This window comes from Klebsiella sp. 10-1 (assembly GCF_009758445.1).
Classification (GTDB): Bacteria; Pseudomonadota; Gammaproteobacteria; order Enterobacterales; family Enterobacteriaceae; genus Klebsiella; species Klebsiella scottii.
In genome coordinates, this window is the sequence record NZ_WQRE01000002.1 from 754928 (window position 1) to 771068 (window position 16141).

Annotated in this window: 14 protein-coding genes; 10 read left to right on the plus strand and 4 right to left on the minus strand. The window is 56.5% G+C overall.

The features are described 5' to 3' along the window. Positions 1-7: 7 nt before the first annotated feature. The 9 genes from kdsC (at position 8) to npr (ending at position 5914) form a co-directional block, all read left to right on the plus strand. Positions 8-574 (plus strand): 3-deoxy-manno-octulosonate-8-phosphatase KdsC, encoded by a 567-nt coding sequence (gene kdsC, locus GO007_RS11710; RefSeq protein WP_095099925.1) that lies wholly within the window; start codon positions 8-10, stop codon positions 572-574. After that, entirely contained in the window at positions 571-1146 is a 576-nt protein-coding gene (gene lptC / locus GO007_RS11715) for an LPS export ABC transporter periplasmic protein LptC (protein WP_095099928.1), read from the plus strand. Before kdsC ends, lptC begins: the two co-directional genes overlap by 4 nt. Further along, the gene (gene lptA / locus GO007_RS11720) at positions 1115-1660 is read left to right on the plus strand and encodes a lipopolysaccharide ABC transporter substrate-binding protein LptA (protein ID WP_095099931.1); all 546 of its coding nucleotides are present in this window, start codon (positions 1115-1117) and stop codon (positions 1658-1660) included. The genes lptC and lptA overlap by 32 nt, the downstream gene beginning before the upstream one ends. A 6-nt stretch (positions 1661-1666) precedes the next feature. Continuing rightward, positions 1667-2392, plus strand: coding sequence for an LPS export ABC transporter ATP-binding protein (gene lptB, locus GO007_RS11725; RefSeq protein ID WP_045856575.1), 726 nt, complete (start codon positions 1667-1669; stop codon positions 2390-2392). 47 nt (positions 2393-2439) lie between these two features. Then, entirely contained in the window at positions 2440-3873 is a 1434-nt protein-coding gene (rpoN, locus tag GO007_RS11730) for an RNA polymerase factor sigma-54 (RefSeq protein ID WP_095099934.1), read from the plus strand. A 22-nt stretch (positions 3874-3895) separates the two neighbouring features. Then, positions 3896-4183, plus strand: coding sequence for a ribosome hibernation promoting factor (gene hpf, locus GO007_RS11735; protein ID WP_004868168.1), 288 nt, complete (start codon positions 3896-3898; stop codon positions 4181-4183). A gap of 73 nt (positions 4184-4256) precedes the next feature. Beyond that, entirely contained in the window at positions 4257-4745 is a 489-nt protein-coding gene (gene ptsN / locus GO007_RS11740) for a PTS IIA-like nitrogen regulatory protein PtsN (protein ID WP_041147421.1), read from the plus strand. Between the two features lie 45 nt (positions 4746-4790). Beyond that, complete coding sequence (rapZ, locus tag GO007_RS11745) at positions 4791-5645, plus strand: RNase adapter RapZ (protein ID WP_004868172.1); 855 nt, start codon at positions 4791-4793, stop codon at positions 5643-5645. After that, positions 5642-5914: a PTS phosphocarrier protein NPr gene (gene npr / locus GO007_RS11750; RefSeq protein WP_095099937.1), complete on the plus strand. Its 273-nt coding sequence runs from the start codon at positions 5642-5644 to the stop codon at positions 5912-5914. Before rapZ ends, npr begins: the two co-directional genes overlap by 4 nt. A gap of 60 nt (positions 5915-5974) precedes the next feature. Here the strand turns inward: npr and mtgA are convergent, their stop codons facing one another. From mtgA to mnmL, 4 genes are all read right to left on the minus strand, one after another. Further along, positions 5975-6700: a monofunctional biosynthetic peptidoglycan transglycosylase gene (gene mtgA / locus GO007_RS11755; protein ID WP_095099940.1), complete on the minus strand. Its 726-nt coding sequence runs from the start codon at positions 6698-6700 to the stop codon at positions 5975-5977. Continuing rightward, on the minus strand, positions 6697-7350 hold the full coding sequence (gene elbB, locus GO007_RS11760) for an isoprenoid biosynthesis glyoxalase ElbB (protein ID WP_095099943.1): 654 nt from the start codon (positions 7348-7350) through the stop codon (positions 6697-6699). Before elbB ends, mtgA begins: the two co-directional genes overlap by 4 nt. A 234-nt stretch (positions 7351-7584) precedes the next feature. After that, positions 7585-9924 (minus strand): aerobic respiration two-component sensor histidine kinase ArcB, encoded by a 2340-nt coding sequence (gene arcB / locus GO007_RS11765; RefSeq protein WP_095099946.1) that lies wholly within the window; start codon positions 9922-9924, stop codon positions 7585-7587. Positions 9925-10077: 153 nt separating this feature from the next. Next, positions 10078-11007, minus strand: coding sequence for a tRNA modification radical SAM protein MnmL/YtqA (gene mnmL, locus GO007_RS11770; RefSeq protein ID WP_143350163.1), 930 nt, complete (start codon positions 11005-11007; stop codon positions 10078-10080). A 672-nt stretch (positions 11008-11679) separates the two neighbouring features. On the opposite strand from mnmL, the gene gltB reads away from it, so the two are divergent. Continuing rightward, complete coding sequence (gene gltB, locus GO007_RS11775) at positions 11680-16140, plus strand: glutamate synthase large subunit (protein ID WP_095099955.1); 4461 nt, start codon at positions 11680-11682, stop codon at positions 16138-16140. The last annotated feature ends 1 nt before the right edge of the window (position 16141 follow it).

Sequence of the window (16141 nt, forward strand, 5' to 3'; positions counted from 1 at the left end):
TAAAATAATGAATAATGCTGATGCTCCGCTAGCGACCTGCTACGGACCGGTAAGCCCCGAATTTCTCGAACGCGCGGCGAAGATCCGTTTACTGATCCTCGACGTTGACGGCGTGCTTTCCGACGGTCTTATCTATATGGGCAACAACGGCGAAGAGCTGAAAGCGTTCAACGTACGCGATGGCTACGGGATCCGCTGCGCGCTGACTTCAGGCATTGAAGTGGCGATTATTACCGGGCGAAACGCTAAACTGGTAGAAGATCGCTGTAAGACGTTAGGCATTACGCATCTGTATCAAGGGCAATCCGATAAGCTGCTGGCCTTCCGTGACTTATTAAGCAAGCTGGCCGTCCGTCCGGACGAGGTGGCCTATATTGGCGACGACCTGATCGACTGGCCGGTAATGGCAGAAACAGGCTTAAGCGTTGCAGTGGCGGATGCGCACCCGCTGCTGCTTCCACGCGCAGACTATGTTACCCGCATCAACGGCGGGCGCGGAGCGGTACGCGAAGTCTGCGATTTGTTACTATTGGCGCAGGGCAAGCTGGATGAGGCCAAAGGGCAATCAATATGAGTAAAACCAGACGTTGGGTTATCATTTTACTGTCGCTGGTCGCGCTGATCCTGATCGGCCTTAACCTGGCGGGTACCGACGATACCGCTCAGCCGGAGGTCAATCCTGATGACCCAACCTATACCAGCGAGCATACCGATACCGTCGTTTACAGTCCGGAAGGGGCGCTTAACTATCGCCTTATCGCCGAGCATGTCGCGTATTTTTCTGCGCAGGAGCTGTCGTGGTTCACTCAGCCGGTGATGACCACCTTTGATACCAACAAAGCCCCGAGCTGGTCAATCAAAGCGGATAAAGCCAAGCTGACCAACGATCGTATGCTGTATCTTTATGGGCACGTTGAGGTAAATGCGCTAAGCCCAGACTCTCAACTGCGCAAAATTACGACGGATAACGCCCAGATAAACCTGGTGACGCAGGATGTTACCTCCGATGACATGGTGACGTTGTACGGGACAACATTTAATTCCAGTGGCCTAAAAATGCGCGGGAACCTGCGCAGCAAAAATGCCGAGCTGATTGAAAAGGTTAGAACCTCTTATGAAATTCAGAACAAACAAACTCAGCCTTAAGATTGCGCTCGCCAGCGCCATACTGGCCGTCAGCCTGCCGGCACTGGCAAAGACTGGCGACACCGATCAGCCGATTCATATCGAATCCGATCAGCAGTCGCTGGATATGCAGGGCAATGTTGTCACCTTTACCGGTAATGTCGTCGTGACCCAGGGCACCATCAAGATCAATGCCGATAAGGTCGTGGTCACTCGTCCCGGCGGCGAGAGGGGTAAAGAGGTGATCGACGGATACGGTAATCCGGCAACCTTCTTCCAGATGCAGGATAACGGCAAGCCGGTTAAAGGCCGCGCGTCAAAAATGCATTATGAACTGCAAAATGATTTCGTCGTCCTGACCGGCAATGCGCATCTGGAACAGATCGATAGCAATATCCAGGGCGACAAAATCACCTATCTGGTGAAAGAGCAGAAAATGCAGGCGTTCAGCAACAAAGGCGGGCGCGTGACTACGGTTCTGGTTCCTTCGCAGCTGCAGGACAAAGGCACCGATCAGCCAAAGAAAGGTAAGTAATTCGTTATGGCAACATTAACTGCAAAGAATCTCGCCAAAGCTTATAAAGGCCGCCGCGTGGTGGAAGACGTCAGTCTGACCGTCAACTCCGGTGAGATTGTCGGCCTGCTCGGCCCGAACGGCGCCGGCAAAACCACCACCTTCTACATGGTCGTCGGGATCGTGCCGCGCGACGCCGGTAATATTATCATCGACGATGAAGATATCAGCCTGCTGCCGCTTCACGCCCGCGCGCGCCGGGGCATTGGCTACCTGCCGCAGGAAGCCTCGATTTTCCGTCGCCTGAGCGTCTACGACAACCTGATGGCGGTGCTGCAGATCCGTGACGATCTGAGCAGCGAACAGCGTGACGATCGCGCGAAAGAACTGATGGAAGAGTTCCATATCGAGCATCTGCGCGATAGCCTCGGTCAGGCGCTTTCCGGCGGCGAACGTCGCCGCGTTGAAATTGCCCGCGCGCTGGCCGCGAACCCTAAATTTATCCTTCTGGATGAACCGTTTGCCGGCGTTGACCCCATTTCGGTTATCGATATCAAACGCATCATCGAGCACCTGCGCGACAGCGGTCTTGGCGTGCTGATCACCGACCATAACGTCAGGGAAACGCTGGCCGTCTGCGAACGCGCGTATATCGTCAGCCAGGGCCACCTGATCGCCCACGGTACACCGCAGCAAATCCTTGAAGACGAGCAGGTTAAGCGCGTGTATCTTGGGGAAGACTTCAGACTCTGATAGGGTAGAGGTTACAGACGTTTTAGCCGGAGATATTAGCCCTGAATATGAAGCAAGGTTTGCAATTAAGGCTAAGCCAACAGCTTGCCATGACGCCACAACTGCAGCAGGCCATACGTTTGCTGCAGCTGTCCACGTTAGAACTCCAGCAGGAACTCCAGCAGGCGCTGGAGAGTAATCCGTTGCTTGAGCAAACCGATCTTCACGATGAGGTAGAAACCAAAGAGGTCGAGGACCGCGAATCGCTGGATAGCGTAGACGCTCTTGAACAAAAAGATATGCCGGAGGAGCTGCCGCTCGACGCCAGCTGGGATGAAATCTACACCGCCGGCACGCCGTCGGGCAACGGCGTCGATTATCAGGACGACGAGCTGCCAATTTATCAAGGCGAAACGACCCAAAGCCTGCAGGATTACCTGATGTGGCAGGTGGAGCTGACGCCGTTCACCGATACCGACCGCGCGATCGCCACCTCGATCGTCGATGCCGTTGATGACACCGGTTACCTCACTATTCGCCTGGAAGATATTGTCGAGAGCATCGACGATGACGAAATCGGCCTTGAAGAAGTGGAAGCGGTACTCAAGCGCATCCAGCGTTTCGACCCGGTTGGCGTGGCGGCAAAAGATCTGCGCGACTGCCTGCTGGTTCAGCTATCACAATACGCCAAAGAGACGCCGTGGCTGGAAGAAGCCCGGCTCATCATCAGCGATCATCTCGATCTGCTCGCCAACCACGACTTTCGTTCCCTGATGCGCGTCACGCGGCTGAAAGAGGACGTTCTGAAAGAAGCGGTTAATCTGATCCAGTCGTTAGATCCGCGCCCGGGTCAGTCGATCCAAACCAGCGAACCGGAATACGTGATTCCCGATGTGCTGGTGCGCAAGGTCAGCGATCGCTGGGTGGTAGAGCTGAATTCCGATAGCATCCCGCGCCTGAAAATCAACCAGCACTACGCCGCAATGGGTAACAGCACGCGCAACGATGCCGATAGCCAGTTTATCCGCAGCAACCTGCAGGAAGCCCGCTGGCTGATAAAAAGCCTGGAAAGCCGCAACGATACGCTGCTGCGCGTCAGCCGCTGCATCGTCGAACAGCAGCAGGCCTTCTTTGAACAGGGCGAAGAGTTTATGAAACCGATGGTGTTGGCGGACATCGCTCAGGCCGTCGAGATGCATGAATCGACGATTTCACGCGTTACCACGCAAAAGTACCTGCACAGTCCGCGCGGTATTTTTGAACTGAAGTATTTCTTCTCCAGCCACGTGAACACCGAAGGCGGAGGCGAGGCATCGTCGACCGCAATTCGCGCATTGGTGAAGAAGTTAATCGCCGCGGAGAACCCCGCGAAGCCGTTGAGTGACAGTAAGCTCACCACCATTCTGTCTGAACAGGGTATCATGGTGGCGCGCCGCACCGTCGCTAAGTACCGAGAGTCTTTATCCATTCCGCCGTCTAACCAGCGTAAACAGCTGGTGTGACCCAACCGATAAGGAAGACACTATGCAGCTCAACATTACAGGACACAACGTCGAAATAACCCCGGCACTGCGCGAGTTCGTCAACGCGAAGTTCAGCAAACTGGAGCAGTTTTTCGACAGGATCAATCAGGTCTATATTGTGTTAAAAGTAGAGAAGGTGACGCAAATTGCGGACGCCAATCTGCATGTCAACGGTGGCGAAATCCATGCCAGTGCGGAAGGGCAGGATATGTATGCCGCTATCGATGGTCTCATCGATAAGCTGGCACGACAGCTAACAAAACATAAAGATAAACTAAAACAACACTAATTGTCCGGGCGATCCTCCCTGCCAGCCGTCGGCTGTTGTCGTCAGCTGGCAGGGAGCGAGCTCAGGTGAAATTATGATGAACAACGATTCAGCTCTACAACTGAGCAATGTCCTTAACCAGGAATGTACCCGTAGCCAGGTGCACTGCCAGAGCAAGAAACGCGCGCTGGAGATCATCAGCGAGCTGGCGGCAAAGCAGCTAGGTCTGCCGTCCCAGGTGGTATTCGAAGCGATCCTCACCCGCGAGAAAATGGGCAGTACCGGAATTGGCAACGGCATCGCCATTCCGCACGGTAAGCTTGAAGAGGATACGCTGCGCGCGGTTGGCGTTTTTGTGCAGCTGGAAACGCCGATCGCCTTTGATGCGATCGACAATCAGCCCGTCGATCTGCTGTTTGCGCTTCTGGTGCCGGCCGATCAGACAAAAACCCATTTGCATACGCTGTCGCTGGTAGCAAAACGGCTGGCGGACAAAACGATTTGCCGCCGCCTGCGCGCCGCGCAAAGCGACGAAGAGCTGTATGAGATTATCACCGAAGCAGGAAGCAGCGATGACGCATAACGGGAGCCATAGCCTCCCCTTTATCGTACTGAGGAGAAACGGTACATGGTACTGATGATCGTCAGCGGCCGCTCAGGATCGGGGAAATCCGTCGCCCTGCGGGCGCTGGAAGATATGGGCTTCTACTGCGTAGATAACCTGCCGGTAGTGCTGCTGCCCGAACTGGCGAGATCGCTGGCCGACAGAAACATTTCCGCCGCCGTCAGCATTGACGTGCGCAACATGCCGGAGTCGCCAGAAATCTTTGAGCAGGCGATGAAGAACCTGCCTGAGGCGTTTTCTCCTCAGCTGCTGTTCCTTGATGCCGATCGCAACACGCTGATTCGTCGCTACAGCGACACGCGTCGCCTGCATCCGCTTTCGAGTAAAAACCTGTCGCTTGAGAGCGCCATCGATGAAGAGAGCGCGCTGCTGGAGCCGCTGCGCTCCCGCGCCGACCTGATTGTCGACACCTCAGAAATGTCGGTACATGAGCTGGCAGAAATGCTGCGCACGCGCCTGTTGGGCAAACGCGAGCGCGAGCTCACCATGGTCTTTGAATCCTTTGGCTTTAAGCACGGTATTCCGATCGATGCCGATTACGTCTTCGACGTGCGCTTCCTGCCTAACCCGCACTGGGACCCCAAGCTGCGTCCGATGACCGGCCTCGATAAGCCCGTTGCCGCCTTCCTCGACCGGCACACGGAAGTTCACAACTTTATTTATCAGACCCGCAGCTATCTTGAGCTATGGTTACCCATGCTGGAGACCAATAACCGCAGCTATCTGACGGTCGCTATCGGTTGTACCGGCGGTAAACATCGTTCGGTCTATATCGCCGAACAACTGGCCGACTACTTCCGCTCGCGCGGTAAAAACGTGCAGTCGCGTCACCGGACTCTGGAAAAACGCAAATCATGACCGTAAAGCAGAGCGTTGAGATCACCAATAAGCTGGGCATGCACGCTCGCCCGGCGATGAAGCTGTTCGAGCTGATGCAAAATTTCGATGCTGAAGTGCTGCTGCGCAACGATGAGGGCACGGAGGCGGAAGCCAATAGCGTGATTGCTCTGCTGATGCTCGACTCTGCGAAGGGTCGGCAAATTGAGATTGAGGCCAACGGTCCGCAGGAAGTCGAAGCGCTGGCCGCGGTTATTGCGCTGTTTAACGCCGGTTTTGACGAAGACTAACGCTGGCGTTATTCCCCCGGTCGCGCGATGCTTACCGGGGAAAAACAACTGCCGACAGCATCAGTACAGCCTGTTCTCCCGCATAAACCCTTCTCCGCCGAGCTGACGCATCTGACGTAAGATCCACGCCTGTCGACTGCGAACATAGCCCGACGGCGCATCCGCGCGAAAGCGGATCGGATTAGGCAATACGGCAGCCAGCAGCGCCGCTTCCGCAGGCGTCAACCTGCTTGCCGGCTTATGGAAGTAGCGCTGTGACGCAGCTTCAACGCCAAACGTCCCCTCGCCAAACTCCGCGATATTCAGATAAACGGTGAGGATGCGTTTTTTACTCCATACCGTTTCTATCCCTACCGTCAGACCGGCCTCCAGCCCCTTACGCAGCCAGCTGCGACCATCCCATAAAAACAGGTTTTTGGCCGTCTGCTGAGACAGGGTCGACGCGCCGCGAACGCGGTTTTCATTACGTTCATTATGCGCCAGCGCTTTTTCTATCGCCGGCACATCAAAGCCCCAATGATCGGGGAACTTTTGGTCCTCAGCCGCCATCACCGCCAGCCCCATCCACGGCGATATCTCATCCATCCCCACCCAATCGGAGTGGGCGACATAATGAAAATTACCGCTCAGCCAGGCGCCGACCTGCCGCTCCAGCATTACCGCCGAGAAAGGCACCGGCAGCACGCTAAACAGCGCTATACCGCCCCCCCAAAAAGCGGCGGCAACCAGCAGCACGCGCAGCAGCCCACGCTTTACCATCCGCAGCGGTGAAAAGCGGGTCTTCATGCCGTAAGAACCAGCACGCGCGCCACCAGTTTCTCAATCCCGCTCGCCGCTTCGGCTATATTCTGCGCCAGCATATAGGCCGGCGTGGTCACGACTTTATTCTCTTCATCAACCACAATGTCATCTACCGGACAGGGCACATGCTCGGCCCCCATATCTTCCAGCGCTTCGGCGGTATCCAGATCGGTGCCAATGGTTACCCGCAGCGGAGCGGGCAGGATTTTTGGCAGCAGCGCCGGCGCGATGCAGATAAAGCCCAGCGGTTTACCGGCCCGATGCATAGCCTGCGTCAGCGCCTTCAGCTCGTCGTCCACGGTACATTCACCGCCCTGCGAGGCGAAGCTGCTGAGGTTTTTCGCGGCGCCAAATCCGCCGGGAACAATCAGCGCATCGAGATCATCGGCCCGGGCGTCGGACAGCGGCTGGATCTCACCGCGGGCGATACGCGCCGCTTCAACCAGCACGTTGCGGCTTTCGGACTGGAGCTCGCCGGTCAGATGGTTGATAACATCCGTTTGCGCTTTATCAGGAGCAAAGCACACCGCCTGGGCGCCGCCGCGAGCAATCGCCAGCAGGGTAATAACCGCCTCATGAATTTCCGTGCCGTCATAGACACCGCAACCGCTTAATACGACACCAATCTTTTTCATCACCCCAGCTCCTTAGTGCAAACTTGCTGAAACCAGTCAAAAATTTTGATTTACCCGCATTGCTTCACATATTTGACTGATTCATGTAACAAATAATTTAAGGTTTGCTATCTTAATCAGCGAGCAAACCAAATCCTCGGGTTGCGCCCTGTAAAAAATATCTCTAAAAATTGTGGCGCAACGACCAGTTCCCTGGTGTTGGCGCAGTGTTCGCGCACCCCGGTTTATCCGGGGTCATTTTTTATCTGCCGCCGCAACCCACGCCTTCAGCACGGCCACATCGTTCTGCCACTCCGATTTCATCTCTTCAACCCATTCACCAACGTTATCTGACCACGCGGGCAGATCCGGCGTCTGAATCTGCTGTCCAAGCTGCTGAATGTGGCGCAGGCCGATAGAGCCCGCGGCGCCCTTAATCTTATGGCCTTCATCGACAATCCCTTTCTGGTCGCGGGCGGTGAGGTTGGACTCCAGCACCGCCAGATAGCCCGGCATCATCTTCTCGAAAACCGCCAGACCGTCGTTGATAAGCTTCGGCCCCACCAGCTCGATATACTGCTCCAGCATCGGAATATCCAGCACCGACGCCGATTTCGCGATATCAGCGGCCGGCGCCTCATCCTGGTCATCGTCCGGCGAATCCCAGAACTTTTTGATAATTGCGGTTAGCGCCGGGACCGACAGCGGTTTACTCAGCACATCATCCATGCCGGCATCCAGGTACTCTTTCTTGTCCTTCAGGACGTTGGCCGTGAGCGCCACCAGCGGCGGCAGCTCGTCGGCGGCAAAGCGCTGCTTCAGGTGGCGCGAAATATCGAGGCCGGTCATGTCCGGTAGCTGAATATCCAGCAGCACCAGGTCATATTCACCGGGTTCGAACATCTCCAGCGCGGCTTTGCCGGTCATCGCCACATCGACGCTGTTGCCCAGCTTTTCCAGCACCGAGCGGGCGACAATCACGTTAAGCTCAATATCCTCAACCAGCAGCACGTTCAGCGCCGGGAGCGGCATTTCATCGTCCGCCAGCGTGTCTTCAACTTCCTCCGCTACCGCAGGCGCATGCACGGTTAAGGTAAAGGTTGCGCCCTGCCCCGGCTGGCTGGTGACGTTGATGTCGCCGCCCATATTGCGCGCCAGCCGGCGCGACACCGCCAGGCCAATCCCGGTGCCGGTGGCAGGTTTCCCGCCGTGGCTATCCTTAACCTGGTAGTACATCGCGAAGATTTTATCCTGCTCCGCTTGCGGGATGCCGATACCGGAATCCTCAACCTCAAAGTGCAGAATATCGCCCTCATCGTAGCGAATACGTACGGTCACGTTGCCGCCCTGAGGGGTAAATTTGACCGCGTTACTGATGAGGTTCCACAGGATCTGCCGCAGGCGGGTACCGTCGGTTACCACCTTATGCGGCAACGGAAGCGTCGGGTCCATCACAAAGCGCAGGCCTTTCTGCTGCGCCTGCAGGCCGGAGAGGTTTTCGAGGTCGGCGAGGAAGCTGGTGAAGTCGACCGGCTGATTATCGAGCTGGACCTTACGCCGCTCCATCTTATCCATATCGATAATATCGTTGAAGATATTGCCCAGCGTCACCGCCGATACATGGATCGTTTTCAGATATTTTTCCTGCTCGCCGGTAAGTTCGGTATCCAGCAGGATGCGGCTGAGCCCCACGATGCCGTTAAGCGGCGTACGCAGCTCGTGGCTGATGGTTGAGATAAAGGTCGTCTTGTCGCGGCTGGCGCGCTCCAGAGCGTCCTGGTAGCGCTTACGTTCGGTAATATCGCGACCGAAGCCCATCAGGCCACGGCGTTTGCCGACGCGATCGTAGTAAGGAACCTTGCGGATTTCGAAGCAGGCCTTGCGCCCGTCCGGGTAATCCAGCCACTGTTCATAGGTCAGAGAGACGTTATGTCGGAATACCTTTTCATCCGTTTCCAGCACTTTCTCCGCCGCTTCCTCGTTATAGACATCCTGCGGCTTGAGGTGAATAAGCTGCTTCTCGCTTTTACCTGTCAGCAGCTCCATCGCCCGGTTACATCCGGAAAATTCTTTATCTTCATTGCGATAAAAAACAAGGTCCGGCGAGGCGTCGAGGAATGAGCGCAGGAAGGAGGACTGCTGTTCGAGCTGAATTTGCGTCTCTTCACGCTCTTTCATTTCGATCTTCAGCTGTTCCAGCGTCGTTTCGCGTTCCGCTTCCGCCTTCTCGCGCTCGCCAATCTCCTGATTGAGCTGCGCGATGTTGTCTTTGAGCTGCACGGTGAGCTTCAGATCCCGCTCGCGCATCTCCTCCAGCTTCTCCACCAGCCTCGAGAGGCGCTGTCGCGACTCCTCCAGCTGCTCAACCACCACCGACAGAAAGTAGACCGCCCACGGGGTAATCAGCAGGCCAAAGAAGATAGAGCGGATCACATCGATACTTTCAACCTGACCGTGCAGCACCATCGTAACGGCCATCTGTACCACAATCGCCAGCACCACCAGGGCCAGGGCTAACAGCATGGAAAAACGCACCAGACCTAGCTTCATCATCAGGTCAACATAGTACTGCGCCAGCATACGGATTTGCTTCATAAGGGATTCCTTCGCCACAACTGTGCACAATAATACCCAATTCTAAGCGAGGCGCCGTAAGTTGTGCGAAAAATGCCGATCCTCTTCATACTTCAGGCCGCAGCGGTGCGGGCTGCCGGCTGAATTATCCCCGGCGCCGCGCCATGTTCTGGCTTACACCGCGGGCGGGTTCCACGCGCGTCCCAGCGCCGAACCCTGCACGCCGTGTTGGTTCAGATAGCGATCCAGTTCGACCATCCCGGTCCAGCGATTTTCGCACCACAGCGGCGCCAGCAGGGTTGGACGGCGGGCGCTGGCGGAGATTCGGTGATAAATCACCTCCGGCGGCGTATGGCGAATCATCTCTCCGGCGGTCACGGTATAGTCATCCAGCGCAATGCCGTTAAGACGCCCGGCCTGCCAGGCTTTCGCCATAATGCTGCCGGTGACAATATGCAGAGGATGCAGCTTGATGCCATCCACGCCGGTTCCGACAACCTGCTCCAGCGTTTGCAGGCAGTGGCTCTGCCCTTCGCCCGGAAGCCCGACAATCAAATGTGAACACACCTTTAGCCCGCGCGCTCTCGCCAGTCGGGTCGTGCGCTGATAGCAGGCAAAATCATGGCCGCGGTTAATCCGCCGCAGCGTTTTGTCGTGCGCCGTTTGCAGGCCCAGCTCCAGCCATACCTCGTAGCCCTGCTCCCGGTACTCCGTCAGCAGGTCCAGCACCGCTGCGGGGACACAATCCGGACGGGTGCCAACGCAGAGCCCGACAATATTGGCCTGGCTCACCGCCTGCTGATACATCCCGCGCAGCACCTGCACTTCAGCAAAGGTGCTGGTGTAGGCCTGAAAATAAGCCAGATAGCGCTTCGCGCGGTTAACCCGCTGCGCCTGAAGCGCCAGCTGCTCGGCAATCGAGCGGTGCTGCTGCTCTTCGTCGGCAAAAGAGGCGACATTGCAGAACGTACAGCCCCCTCTGCCGATGGTGCCATCGCGATTTGGGCAGCTAAATCCACCATGCAGCGTCAGTTTATGAACCTTTTCGCCATAGCGGCGCATAAGATCCCCACCAAACATATTGACTAATTTTTGTAACTGCATAATCTGATAGACCGGCCTGAAAAAAGGGGCCAAGCCTGCCATTTTTAGTCACCTACGGCGATGACCTGGATCAATCGTCAGAGTGGCCGCTCACCTCATTGCATAAACACTCAATATAACTGCAATTTCATTCACGATTTCTATGATGACTTTTGCTTATACTTAACCTCTGGTTTGCCATTATCTTCGCCGGGGTTAAAAACAGTGTTATTTCTGGCTCCAGAGATAATAAGCAGATAAATATTCTGCAATAAAAAGACACTTCAGCACAGATCGACAATGTTCCGCTATCGATATAGTGAGACAGATCACACTAGATTACGCTTCCCGGTACGTTTCAATAGCGTTAAAAACCCGTTAATATCTTTAATAATCATATCATTAAACACCTCATAGCACATTTTTGTATAAATAAGATTGCCATTTGACGTAAGTGTGGATTCCCGATAAGTTGGGAATCCGCTGGAAGCTTTCTGGATGAGCTCTCTGCTCATCATATTTATGCAGTAATTGAGATTCCCTCTTACAGCAAGTCCTCAAACTTGCGTACCGATGCGAAAAGGATTTAAAGAGGGCGAATGCGAGGTGCAAACCCCGTCGCCATGCTCTTTCTGTGCCCGTGCGCAATCGGTATCGGAGGGTGTCCCGTAGAGCCTGGGGAGGTTCACTGATATGTTGTACGATAAATCCCTTGAGAGGGATAACTGTGGTTTCGGCCTGATCGCCCACATAGAAGGCGAACCTAGCCACAAGGTAGTGCGTACCGCTATACACGCACTGGCCCGAATGCAGCACCGCGGCGCGATTCTTGCCGATGGTAAAACCGGCGACGGTTGTGGCTTGCTGCTGCAAAAACCCGATCGTTTCTTCCGTATCGTTGCGGAAGAACGCGGCTGGCGTTTAGCCAAAAATTACGCCGTTGGGATGCTGTTCCTTAATAAAGATCCTGAACTGGCTGCTGCCTCGCGCCGCATCGTAGAAGAAGAACTGCAACGTGAAACCCTGTCTATCGTCGGCTGGCGCGAAGTGCCAACCAACGAAGGGGTTCTCGGTGAAATCGCCCTCTCCTCGCTGCCCCGTATCGAACAAATTTTTGTTAACGCACCGGCAGGCTGGCGCCCGCGTGATATGGAACGTCGCCTGTTCATCGCGCGTCGTCGCCTTGAAAAACGCCTGCAGGATGATAAAGATTTTTACGTTTGCAGCCTGTCGAACCTGGTGAATATCTATAAAGGTCTGTGTATGCCGGCGGATTTGCCGCGCTTCTATCTGGACCTTGCGGACCTGCGTCTGGAATCGGCAATCTGCCTGTTCCACCAGCGCTTTTCCACCAACACCGTGCCGCGCTGGCCGCTGGCGCAGCCGTTCCGCTACCTGGCGCACAACGGCGAAATCAACACCATCACCGGCAACCGCCAGTGGGCACGCGCGCGTACCTATAAGTTCCAGACCCCGCTGATCCCCGATCTGCACGATGCCGCACCGTTCGTCAACGAAACGGGCTCGGACTCCAGCTCGATGGATAACATGCTGGAACTGCTGCTGGCAGGCGGGATGGATATCGTTCGCGCGATGCGCCTGCTCGTTCCGCCGGCCTGGCAGAACAACCCGGATATGGATCCGGAACTGCGCGCGTTCTTCGACTTTAACTCCATGCATATGGAGCCGTGGGACGGCCCGGCGGGCATCGTCATGTCCGATGGGCGCTACGCTGCCTGTAACCTCGACCGTAACGGTCTGCGCCCGGCGCGCTACGTCATCACCAAAGATAAGCTGATCACCTGCGCTTCCGAAGTGGGCATCTGGGATTATCAGCCTGACGAAGTGGTTGAGAAAGGCCGCGTTGGCCCTGGCGAACTGATGGTTATCGATACCCGCGGTGGCCGTATTCTGCACTCGGCGGAAACCGACGACGACCTGAAAAGCCGCCACCCTTACAAAGAGTGGATGGAGAAAAACGTTCGTCGCCTCGTGCCGTTTGAAGACCTGCCTGACGAAGACGTTGGCAGCCGCCAGCTGGATGACGATACGCTCGCCAGCTATCAGAAACAGTTTAACTACAGCGCTGAAGAGCTGGATTCCGTGCTGCGCGTGCTGGGCGAGAACGGCCAGGAAGCCGTCGGCTCCATGGGCGACGACACGCCGTTCGCCGTGCTCTCAAGCCAGCCGCGTATTATTTACGACTACTTCCGCCAGCAGTTCGCGCAGGTGACTAACCCGCCGATCGACCCGCTGCGTGAAGCGCACGTGATGTCTCTGGCCACCAGCATTGGCCGCGAAATGAACGTCTTCTGCGAAGCGGAAGGCCAGGCGCACCGCCTGAGCTTCAAATCGCCAATCCTGCTGTACTCTGATTTCAAACAGCTCACGACCATGAAAGAGGAGCACTATCGCGCCGATACCCTGGATATCACCTTTAACGCCGCGGAAACCACCCTGGCCGAGACGGTGAAGGCGCTGTGCGACAAAGCGGAACAGATGGTACGCAACGGTACCGTACTGCTGGTGCTTTCGGATCGTAACATTGCCAAAGATCGCCTGCCGGTACCGGCGCCAATGGCGGTCGGCGCCATCCAGACTCGTCTGGTCGATAAGAGCCTGCGCTGCGATGCCAACATCATTGTTGAAACCGCCAGCGCCCGCGACCCGCACCACTTCGCGGTACTGTTGGGCTTCGGCGCAACGGCTATCTATCCGTATCTGGCCTATGAAACGCTGGCAAGACTGGTCGATAGCAAAGCCATCGATAAAGATTACCGCACGGTGATGCTGAACTACCGTAACGGCATCAACAAAGGTCTGTACAAGATCATGTCGAAGATGGGTATTTCGACCATCGCGTCCTATCGCTGCTCGAAGCTGTTTGAAGCCGTTGGCCTGCATCGCGAAGTTTCCGATCTCTGCTTCCTCGGCGTAGTCAGCCGTATCGGCGGCGCAGGCTTCGACGACTTCCAGCAGGACCTGCTGAATCTGTCGAAACGCGCCTGGCTGGTACGCAAACCGCTGGGCCAGGGCGGTCTGCTGAAATACGTTCACGGCGGCGAATACCACGCCTATAACCCGGACGTCGTACGCACGCTGCAGCAGGCGGTTCAGAGCGGTGAATACCACGATTACCTGCAGTATTCGCAGCTGGTCAACGAGCGCCCGGCCGCAACCCTGCGCGATCTGCTGGCGCTGAATCCTGGCGATGAAGCGATCGATATCGCGCACGTTGAGTCGGCAAAAGAGCTGTACAAACGCTTCGATACCGCAGCCATGTCTATCGGCGCATTAAGCCCGGAAGCGCATGAATCGCTGGCGGAAGCGATGAACAGCATCGGCGGCTTCTCCAACTCCGGCGAAGGCGGTGAAGATCCGGCGCGCTACGGCACCAACAAAGTGTCGCGCATCAAGCAGGTTGCTTCCGGCCGCTTCGGCGTCACGCCGGCTTACCTGGTTAACGCCGACGTTATTCAGATTAAAGTCGCTCAGGGCGCAAAACCGGGCGAAGGTGGCCAGCTGCCGGGTGATAAAGTCACCCCGTACATTGCCAAACTGCGCTACTCGGTACCGGGCGTCACGCTGATTTCTCCGCCGCCGCATCACGATATCTACTCGATCGAAGATCTGGCGCAGCTGATTTTTGACCTGAAACAGGTCAATCCGAAAGCGATGATTTCCGTGAAGCTGGTCTCCGAGCCGGGCGTTGGCACCATCGCGACCGGCGTGGCGAAAGCCTATGCCGACCTTATCACCATCGCCGGCTATGACGGCGGTACCGGCGCCAGCCCGCTCTCTTCAGTGAAGTATGCGGGATGTCCGTGGGAGCTGGGCCTGGTGGAAACCCAGCAGGCGCTGGTTGCCAACGGCCTGCGGCATAAGATTCGCCTGCAGGTGGACGGCGGCCTGAAAACCGGCCTCGACATCATCAAAGCGGCGATTCTCGGTGCGGAAAGCTTCGGCTTCGGTACCGGGCCGATGGTGGCGTTGGGCTGTAAATATCTGCGTATTTGCCATCTGAACAACTGCGCAACCGGCGTAGCGACCCAGGATGACAAACTGCGTAAGAACCACTACCACGGCCTGCCGTTCAAAGTGACCAACTACTTTGAATTCATCGCCCGCGAAACCCGCGAGCTGATGGCCCAGCTGGGCGTGAAGCGTCTGGTGGATCTGATCGGTCGTACCGATCTGCTGAAGGTGCTGGACGGCTTTACCGCGAAGCAGCAGAAGCTGGATCTGTCAAAACTGCTGGAGACCGCCGAGCCGCATGCGGGCAAAGCGCTGTACTGCACCGAGAACAACCCGCCGTTTGATAACGGCGTGCTGAACGCGCAGCTGCTGCAGCAGGCAAAACCGTTTGTTGACGGCAAGCAGAGCAAAACGTTCTGGTTTGATATCCGCAATACCGACCGCTCCGTTGGCGCTTCGCTGTCTGGCTACATTGCCCAGACTCACGGCGACCAGGGGCTGGCTGCCGACCCGATCACCGCCCACTTCAGCGGTACCGCGGGCCAGAGCTTCGGCGTGTGGAACGCCGGCGGCGTGGAGCTGCACCTGACCGGCGATGCGAACGACTACGTGGGTAAAGGTATGGCCGGCGGCCTGCTCGCCATTCGTCCTCCGGTAGGCTCAGCCTTCCGCAGCCATGAAGCAAGTATCATTGGCAATACCTGCCTGTACGGCGCGACCGGCGGTCGCCTGTACGCAGCAGGGCGCGCAGGTGAACGTTTTGCGGTACGTAACTCCGGCGCAATCACCGTCGTTGAAGGCATCGGCGATAACGGCTGTGAATACATGACCGGCGGCATCGTCTGCGTGATCGGTAAAACCGGCGTCAACTTTGGCGCAGGGATGACCGGCGGCTTCGCCTACGTGCTGGATGAAGCCGGCGACTTCCGCAAACGCGTGAATCAGGAGCTGGTGGAAGTACTGGACGTTGACTCTCTTGCTATCCACGAAGAGCATCTGCGTGGTTTGATTACCGAACACGTGCATCTGACCGGCTCGTCGCGCGGGGAAGAGATTCTGGCTAACTGGCCGGCCTTCTCGGCGAAGTTCGCGCTGGTTAAACCAAAGTCCAGCGATGTTAAAGCACTGTTGGGTCACCGTAGTCGTAGCGCAGCAGAGCTGCGTGTGCAGGCGCAGTAAG

What these genes read in the sequence shown, in the direction of transcription:
- kdsC (WP_095099925.1), top strand. Translation starts at nt 8, where the DNA reads ATGAATAATGCTGATGCTCCGCTAGCGACCTGCTACGGACCGGTAAGC.
- lptC (WP_095099928.1), top strand. Translation starts at nt 571, where the DNA reads ATGAGTAAAACCAGACGTTGGGTTATCATTTTACTGTCGCTGGTCGCG.
- lptA (WP_095099931.1), top strand. Translation starts at nt 1,115, where the DNA reads ATGAAATTCAGAACAAACAAACTCAGCCTTAAGATTGCGCTCGCCAGC.
- lptB (WP_045856575.1), top strand. Translation starts at nt 1,667, where the DNA reads ATGGCAACATTAACTGCAAAGAATCTCGCCAAAGCTTATAAAGGCCGC.
- rpoN (WP_095099934.1), top strand. Translation starts at nt 2,440, where the DNA reads ATGAAGCAAGGTTTGCAATTAAGGCTAAGCCAACAGCTTGCCATGACG.
- hpf (WP_004868168.1), top strand. Translation starts at nt 3,896, where the DNA reads ATGCAGCTCAACATTACAGGACACAACGTCGAAATAACCCCGGCACTG.
- ptsN (WP_041147421.1), top strand. Translation starts at nt 4,257, where the DNA reads ATGATGAACAACGATTCAGCTCTACAACTGAGCAATGTCCTTAACCAG.
- rapZ (WP_004868172.1), top strand. Translation starts at nt 4,791, where the DNA reads ATGGTACTGATGATCGTCAGCGGCCGCTCAGGATCGGGGAAATCCGTC.
- npr (WP_095099937.1), top strand. Translation starts at nt 5,642, where the DNA reads ATGACCGTAAAGCAGAGCGTTGAGATCACCAATAAGCTGGGCATGCAC.
- mtgA (WP_095099940.1), bottom strand. Translation starts at nt 6,700, where the DNA reads ATGAAGACCCGCTTTTCACCGCTGCGGATGGTAAAGCGTGGGCTGCTG.
- elbB (WP_095099943.1), bottom strand. Translation starts at nt 7,350, where the DNA reads ATGAAAAAGATTGGTGTCGTATTAAGCGGTTGCGGTGTCTATGACGGC.
- arcB (WP_095099946.1), bottom strand. Translation starts at nt 9,924, where the DNA reads ATGAAGCAAATCCGTATGCTGGCGCAGTACTATGTTGACCTGATGATG.
- mnmL (WP_143350163.1), bottom strand. Translation starts at nt 11,007, where the DNA reads ATGCAGTTACAAAAATTAGTCAATATGTTTGGTGGGGATCTTATGCGC.
- gltB (WP_095099955.1), top strand. Translation starts at nt 11,680, where the DNA reads ATGTTGTACGATAAATCCCTTGAGAGGGATAACTGTGGTTTCGGCCTG.